At 57.8% G+C, this 6037-nt stretch carries 12 protein-coding genes; 6 read left to right on the plus strand and 6 right to left on the minus strand.

The window, feature by feature from the left end:
• Positions 1 to 217 precede the first annotated feature (217 nt).
• Together F3J37_RS27605 and F3J37_RS27610 are read right to left on the minus strand one after the other, a co-directional pair.
• The gene (locus F3J37_RS27605) at positions 218 to 478 is read right to left on the minus strand and encodes a hypothetical protein (RefSeq protein ID WP_166936795.1); all 261 of its coding nucleotides are present in this window, start codon (positions 476 to 478) and stop codon (positions 218 to 220) included.
• 144 nt (positions 479 to 622) lie between these two features.
• Complete coding sequence (locus tag F3J37_RS27610) at positions 623 to 928, minus strand: hypothetical protein (protein ID WP_176505757.1); 306 nt, start codon at positions 926 to 928, stop codon at positions 623 to 625.
• Positions 929 to 1155: 227 nt separating this feature from the next.
• On the opposite strand from F3J37_RS27610, the gene F3J37_RS27615 reads away from it, so the two are divergent.
• Positions 1156 to 1458, plus strand: a complete 303-nt coding sequence (locus F3J37_RS27615; RefSeq protein WP_052127596.1) for a hypothetical protein — start codon at positions 1156 to 1158, stop codon at positions 1456 to 1458.
• Positions 1459 to 1497: 39 nt separating this feature from the next.
• Here the strand turns inward: F3J37_RS27615 and F3J37_RS27620 are convergent, their stop codons facing one another.
• Positions 1498 to 2658, minus strand: a complete 1161-nt coding sequence (locus tag F3J37_RS27620; protein WP_166936797.1) for a diguanylate phosphodiesterase — start codon at positions 2656 to 2658, stop codon at positions 1498 to 1500.
• A 274-nt stretch (positions 2659 to 2932) separates the two neighbouring features.
• On the opposite strand from F3J37_RS27620, the gene F3J37_RS27625 reads away from it, so the two are divergent.
• The 5 genes from F3J37_RS27625 (at position 2933) to F3J37_RS27635 (ending at position 4277) form a co-directional block, all read left to right on the plus strand.
• Positions 2933 to 3193, plus strand: a complete 261-nt coding sequence (locus tag F3J37_RS27625; protein WP_166936799.1) for a hypothetical protein — start codon at positions 2933 to 2935, stop codon at positions 3191 to 3193.
• A gap of 201 nt (positions 3194 to 3394) precedes the next feature.
• Positions 3395 to 3628, plus strand: coding sequence for a hypothetical protein (locus F3J37_RS27630; protein WP_166936801.1), 234 nt, complete (start codon positions 3395 to 3397; stop codon positions 3626 to 3628).
• 105 nt (positions 3629 to 3733) lie between these two features.
• Positions 3734 to 3856, plus strand: coding sequence for a hypothetical protein (locus F3J37_RS28425; protein WP_254919502.1), 123 nt, complete (start codon positions 3734 to 3736; stop codon positions 3854 to 3856).
• Between the two features lies 1 nt (position 3857).
• A complete protein-coding gene (locus tag F3J37_RS28430) occupies positions 3858 to 3989 on the plus strand; it encodes a hypothetical protein (protein WP_255253270.1) in 132 nt (43 codons plus the stop codon).
• 117 nt (positions 3990 to 4106) lie between these two features.
• Positions 4107 to 4277 (plus strand): hypothetical protein, encoded by a 171-nt coding sequence (locus F3J37_RS27635; RefSeq protein ID WP_231568837.1) that lies wholly within the window; start codon positions 4107 to 4109, stop codon positions 4275 to 4277.
• Between the two features lie 21 nt (positions 4278 to 4298).
• On the opposite strand, the gene F3J37_RS27640 is transcribed toward F3J37_RS27635, so the two are convergent.
• The 3 genes from F3J37_RS27640 to F3J37_RS27650 form a co-directional block, all read right to left on the minus strand.
• Positions 4299 to 4562 carry a biofilm development regulator YmgB/AriR family protein gene (locus F3J37_RS27640; RefSeq protein ID WP_166936803.1) on the minus strand — a complete coding sequence of 88 codons (264 nt, stop codon included), beginning with the start codon at positions 4560 to 4562 and terminating at the stop codon, positions 4299 to 4301.
• A gap of 231 nt (positions 4563 to 4793) precedes the next feature.
• Complete coding sequence (locus F3J37_RS27645; protein WP_166936805.1) at positions 4794 to 5099, minus strand: hypothetical protein; 306 nt, start codon at positions 5097 to 5099, stop codon at positions 4794 to 4796.
• Between the two features lie 712 nt (positions 5100 to 5811).
• The coding region (locus F3J37_RS27650; protein ID WP_237449447.1) for a hypothetical protein at positions 5812 to 6037 on the minus strand (226 nt) is incomplete at its 5' end.

Raw genomic sequence — 6037 nt, forward strand, 5'->3', positions numbered from 1 at the left:
CGCCTGCCGCTTCGCCCATGCTGTGCAGGGCGCTGGTGATTTCGTGAAGGGTGAGGTACTGGTCCGGCTTAAGAAGGCGCGCCACGACCGTTCCGATAACGGCGTAGATATCTTCGGCGGTGGTGTCATCGTTCATATGACCTCCGTCCGTAAGGTGGATAAGTATACAGTATATCAGAAAGGCCACCCCGGGGATACGGCAGCGCCCCGGGTGACTTCAGTGAAGCTTCTGCGCTGACATACCGTCAGTGCCGTACACCCCGGTATTTTCAGCGGCGCGAATCTGCATTTCCCGCCGCACCTCTTCAATGGCGCGCAGCCCTGCGCGAACGCGGTCTTCATCCGTTTCATGCTCAATCGCCGCCCGCAGGCGGTCCGTCAGGACGGCCCAGCTGATGGCGATGTCCTCTTCCAGCAGCGCGGTGACGGCCTCGCCAATCATGATGTCGGCCATTTTTTCTTCAAAGTCATTTTTCATGGGGTTTTCCGGCGGCAGGTTTCGGGCGCAGAGCTTACCACAGCGCAGCGGGTCCGGACATTAACGGGGGAGAAGAACCTGTAGAAAACTTTTGCGCTGCAGCGTCAGCGCTGTCCGGCAGAGGCATGCTGTCCTGAAAATACCTTACTCCGGCGCCGGTAATTTCTTTCTGCGGCCGCGCTGCTTTGCTGCGGGCGGGGCGGTTTCCGCCACCGGAGAAGGCTTCTCCAGGCGGTACAGGCAGACGTCGCCGCGCTCCGCCAGACTCGCCGGCCAGATCATGGCCGCGTTCCCGTCCTCCACATACAGCTCGCCCAGCGGCTGTACCACGGCCCAGGGCGCGCCCAGCGTGCGGCGCAGCTGCAGGATCTCCTGCGCCATCGCGACGGCCTCCGCGTCATGGCTGTCCGGATCGCCGGCGATGTGACGGAGCCTGTTTTCGCTGAGCATGGTTGCCTCTCCTGTGTGTTATTGCCTGTTGCACTGATAGTCCGCCGGCGTATTGCCGGATATCTCCTGCTGGCGCATGCTGCAGTTATCTCCGGTGCTGAAAACAGGGAGATTACGAAACCTTTACGCTTAATAACTCGCTGACGGCTTGCAGAGTCCGCAACCCATTCTACACTGGGCGGACCAGTGAAAAGAGTACCGATTTTAAAACAATAAGAGGAAAAAAAATGATTTTAAGTGAGTTTATGCTGAAGGTGAACCGCTGGCCTGACATGCATTTCACAGCAATTGAAAGCGAGCAGCGCGAGGCCGTTATCGAGATTTATGCCCTCGACTTCTCAAACCAGACCAAAAGCCGGCTGCTGATTTACCGCACGCCGGACGCGCAGCATGCGGCGGCCATGATGACGCATTTCCGCACCTGGCTTGAAAAGGCCAACCGCGGCAGAACCCTGCGGCAGGAAAAGGCTGATGTGCCCGCGGCCGTTATGGCCACGCAGCTTCCGCCTCACCGTGCCGCGTCCTGTTAATCATACGGGGCCCGGGGGCCCCTGTTCTGTTCCGGCTCCTCAGACGGCCTCGCGGGTTTCCGGCCAGGCCACGGCCGCCCCCTCTGCGGTGAACAGCGCGCCCTGGAAATCAGTGACCCCTGCCGCCTCCAGCCACATCCACTCTTCCGGCTGCTCGATGCCCGCCGCGATGACGTTAATCTCCAGCGCAGAACAGCAGCGCAGCACCGCGTGCACCACCGCCTGGCGGGGTCCGCTGCGGTGAATATTGCGCACGATCGCGGCGCCGATGCGTACGCGGTCCGGCTGGACGTGCGCCAGCAGAGACAGCCCGGCGGAGCCGTCACCGAAGTTATCAATAGAGAGGCTGATGCCGGCCTGCTTCAGCTGCCGCACCGCTGCGGAAAATGCTTCCAGCTGAGAAATCACCTCCGTCTCGCTGACGCCCAGTATGATTTGCTGCGGCACCAGTTCAGCGCTGTCGATGGCGCGGACAATCCGGCCAACGGCATCCGGAACGGATACCAGCGTCCCGGGCAGAATGCTGAGGTAGAGCATCATGTCGTCAGGGCATGACCTGCCGGCTCTGTGCAGCGCCCCGGTGACCGCAGCGAGATTATGTACGTACATCGCATCGCCGGAGAGCCCCTCCGGCGCATCATCGGGTATGGCCTCAAGGGCCGTGACCTCACGGCCGAGCGGGTCGACCACCGGGCGGAAGGTCACGCCCGCGGCGGGGGCCGGTGACCCGTTCTCATCCGGCACAAAGTCCCAGTAGTCGGCGGGTAAAACCTCAAAGTAGTTTTCTTTCTCCCGGGCCTCCACGAAGGTTCGCAGAAACTGCAGGCCGCGATCGTCATAGGTCAGGCGGTACTTAGAGGTGCCGCGGTCAAGCACCGCCTGCAGCACGCTGCCGCGGGGGTGATGGCGCAGATCGAACAGCTCCATGCCGTGGTTGCCGAAGCGCCGCGACGGCGAGTAGTCGCGCATCAGCTCAACCACGTTGTGGTGACGCCGGTCGGCGCAGATGCGGCCGTAGATGTCCAGCACGCCCTGTTCCGGGCCCTCCAGGATCTGGAAGAAGTGCGTGCCGTTAAACAGCAGGATGCCCGTCACCTGGTGGCGGGCGTTGAGCAGGCTGGCCTTCTTCACCATGTCCGGCAGAATGCTGACGGGTACGTCATCGGCCAGGTGGCTCCGGTAAATTATGGTTGTAAGCATTTCAGGCTCCGTATTGCCGCAGATTGTCACGGGCACCATAGCAGCCGGCCGCGCTTTCTCAAACCGGACCGGTAACGGGCACAGTGTGATGCGGAATGAATATCAGGGCTTGCCTGCAACAAGAATCTTCGCCGCGCGCGGAACCCTGTAATCACATTTGATGAAATAAATTATTACGGAACAGGGGTTTTCAGAACATCCTCCGGGCGCTTTCACCCTCCGCGACTACAGTGTGACGTGAGGCTGTCATCAACGTGAAATGGAGGTAGTAAATTTGTCTATTCAACACGACGGGAAAGGGCACGTCATTATTGGCGAGGCGGCACTGAGCCTGGCGCTGGGCGAAAAGGAAATAAGCGTGCAATCGCTTATTGCCGAGCTCGGGCACATGGCGGAGGCCGGCGGCGGCGATAACCGGCTCACTGAAATATCCGAAGCCAGAAGCTGGCTGAAGAGCTTCCACGAGCCGGAGCAGGCCGTCCGGCACGTGCCGTACCTGCAGACCCTTGCGGGCCTGAACGACGAGAAGAACTGACGCCAGAGGACGTAGTCCGGCTCTGGCCGGAAGACGACGATGAAGATGACCTCAGCGGTCGCGCTCAGGCGTGTACCGGCCGGAGAACCTGTCAGGGACGACGCTCTCCGCTTATCCCGCGCTTAAATCGCATCAGAAATTAATTCCTTCGTTATATATCCGGGCATACAGTGATTCTTTAAGCATGGAAGGAGGACGCGTATGTGTCAGTTTTACTATCTGCTCAGGATGGAAAAGCAGGACCAGCTGCACGTGAAGGGCTGCGTCTGCCTGGAGGACCATCCGGAGCGTCAGTTTCTGGGCTCGGCCGTGAGCTACCGGCACGCGTATCAGATTGCGTCACAGCAGCTGAAGATACGGGCCTGCATTTGCAGGCTGTGCGTGGACGACAGAATGACCGAGGCGGGGGACGCCTCGCTTTCACCGCCCGCGTAATGAGCGGTTTTTACGCTTAAGTCACAGACCGGATATTTATTCACCTTCCGGTACCGTCACGCGGCTAAACTTAACGTTACCCGATACCGGGTGACGGAGGTAAACATGGCTGACCGTAACGATAAAAATGTGAAGGATGGCAAAGACGCCGACCACAGCAAGCTGCCCGCGGGCAACAAAAAAGACACCAGGGACAGCGATACCATGAAGCAGAAGGGTGGAAAATAGCATGTCTGACCAGCCGATGCCTGACGATGCGACCCCGCTGCCGGACCACGAGCCGGCGCCCGGTCATGAAGACGAGGTGCCGGGCGGCGACAGAGACATTCCGCCCGACCGGGGCGCCACCCCGCTGATTTAACCGCCTCCGGGCGGTTTTTTCTGGTGCTTATATCTGCGCGCCGCTTATCGCGATACACTGTGTATATCCCCAATAAGCGGAGCGCATCTGAAAACCGAAAATGAAATACAGGAACTGATGCACGAAGCCATCGGGCTGGCCATCAGGCAGGTACTGCACAGGGGCGGGACAGTCAGCCCGCACGAACTTATCGGCACGCTGTGGCGCCTGAAGGAGTCCGGTACCGATATGGCCATGCGCGAGGCCTGCAGCCGGGCCATCCGGATTTTTGCCGCCAAACTTAACTGAAACAGCCCTGTCGCGCAGGCGTTATGAAGCCTGCCCGCCGGCGTCGTCCGGCGTGTGACTGACGATAAGCTCCAGCACGCTGCGCAGCACCGCCTGTCTCTGCGCGTCACGCTCCTGCTCAAGGTCGCGAATGACGTGGATGGTGAGCGTTTTATTGGTCAGCTGTCCGCCTGAGGCCAGAATCGACTGTATTGCCTCTTCAAGCTCCTGACTTTCAGCCGTCAGCGCGTCGCCGCTGTTCTGCAGGCGGGCGCGGATTGTGGTCACTGAGTTGGTATTTTTCATGCTGTGAAGGTCCCTGCCGGAGCATCCTGAGCGGATGACGGCGGTAAAAGTGGTGTTGCGGATTGTTATTGTGTGGCCGGCAGCGCTGCATCTGCAGAGTTTACCCGATGACAGAGAAATTATAGGTTAAAAGGCGCTGGGGTGCGCTTCGTTAATAATGGCGCGCGCAGGCAGTCATCTTACGAAGTCAGGTGAAGGCGGACGCTGAGCGCCCGCTCCTTGGGGTTGTGGTTATCTCATTTCATCTTCATCAGCCTGCAGGCGAATGGGGGCCTCGCCGCCGGCACTGTGGCCGTCTGCATCAGACAGCATCCATTTCTTACCGGCACTCCCGCGCGCACCGACGGTCCGGAAGTCGCGCAGCCAGATGATGGCATCGCTGATGCGCCGGCTGCGGCTGCTGATTTTCTCTGCTTTAAGCATAATGTTCAGCTCCGTCAGGAGAGCATCAACGGATATTTCCTCTTCACGCACGGCAAGATTGACTGCTGCTTCACCAATAACTGCGTGACCGGTCATGTCTTCGCTGTACAACACGTTTATACCTCGCTTAAAAAAGAATGAGAAAAATTTTAACCACGTTTTTACTATAGCAAATGGCGGAGCGGAATTTAAATGAGTTGGATAGTTATCGGCTATGGATTAATAAGGATAAATAAATTGAATCTTTTCCTTTTATTATAAGTGGCTGATGTTTTTCTGATATATTGATGTTGTGTCTTCCATCCTGAGAAAATATCTCTCACTCTGACCTGCACCCGGGTCAGAGCAGGTAACTCGTACTGTCAGAAGCACTGTGCATATAATGGGCATCCGATTCCGAAAGGGCGCACCCGCAGGCAGACTGCTTAATCCTGTTCAGGTGCAGTAAAGCCAGAGGATCTACGCAATGGTTTTTCTCCATAACGAGATTCCTGCAGAGAATATGTTCATTAACTCTCTCATTTATGTTTTCTGTCTCCAATGACTGACTGATTGCCGAAGCGAAAATATGCTGCCACTTTCACACTGGCGCTGTGCTTAAATATGAATCTGTTTGTTCGAAGCGGCGCTTCCCGGACCTGGCGTCCTGTATATCCGATGTCACCTGACATTCAGTTAACCGGCAGAGGCGAGTCGTAAGCGTTTATATTTAAGTGCCCGGTGCATAAAATAATTTAAGCCCCGGGACGGGGCCGCACTGATATGGCCCTGCGCACAGAGTTGCGTGAGCCAGTCATCCGCCTTAGTTTAACCGTAAATATCTGACTTACTCAGGTTGCTCCTGAATCTCGATGCGGATAATCGTTAAAGGCTCGCCGCGGCTTCCCGTGGCGCAGTGCCGTTCTGCCGCGCGGATAAACGGGCTGCGGACTTCCAGCATGTCCGCAATTTCGCGGAGCTTTTCTGCCAGGCAGGAAGGGGAAACGGGAAGATAGGTCGGGGGCAGGGCTCTGGCCATGAGTAGTGACTCGCAGTTGTCTGTTGTGTACATC

Source organism: Candidatus Pantoea communis (assembly GCF_011752685.1).
GTDB lineage: Bacteria > Pseudomonadota > Gammaproteobacteria > Enterobacterales > Enterobacteriaceae > Pantoea > Pantoea communis.

Excerpts from the sequence above, each read along its gene's own strand:
- F3J37_RS27605 (WP_166936795.1), bottom strand. The coding sequence starts at position 478 with ATGAAAAATGACTTTGAAGAAAAAATGGCCGACATCATGATTGGCGAG.
- F3J37_RS27610 (WP_176505757.1), bottom strand. The coding sequence starts at position 928 with ATGCTCAGCGAAAACAGGCTCCGTCACATCGCCGGCGATCCGGACAGC.
- F3J37_RS27615 (WP_052127596.1), top strand. The coding sequence starts at position 1,156 with ATGATTTTAAGTGAGTTTATGCTGAAGGTGAACCGCTGGCCTGACATG.
- F3J37_RS27620 (WP_166936797.1), bottom strand. The coding sequence starts at position 2,658 with ATGCTTACAACCATAATTTACCGGAGCCACCTGGCCGATGACGTACCC.
- F3J37_RS27630 (WP_166936801.1), top strand. The coding sequence starts at position 3,395 with ATGTGTCAGTTTTACTATCTGCTCAGGATGGAAAAGCAGGACCAGCTG.
- F3J37_RS28425 (WP_254919502.1), top strand. The coding sequence starts at position 3,734 with ATGGCTGACCGTAACGATAAAAATGTGAAGGATGGCAAAGACGCCGAC.
- F3J37_RS28430 (WP_255253270.1), top strand. The coding sequence starts at position 3,858 with ATGTCTGACCAGCCGATGCCTGACGATGCGACCCCGCTGCCGGACCAC.
- F3J37_RS27635 (WP_231568837.1), top strand. The coding sequence starts at position 4,107 with ATGCACGAAGCCATCGGGCTGGCCATCAGGCAGGTACTGCACAGGGGC.
- F3J37_RS27640 (WP_166936803.1), bottom strand. The coding sequence starts at position 4,562 with ATGAAAAATACCAACTCAGTGACCACAATCCGCGCCCGCCTGCAGAAC.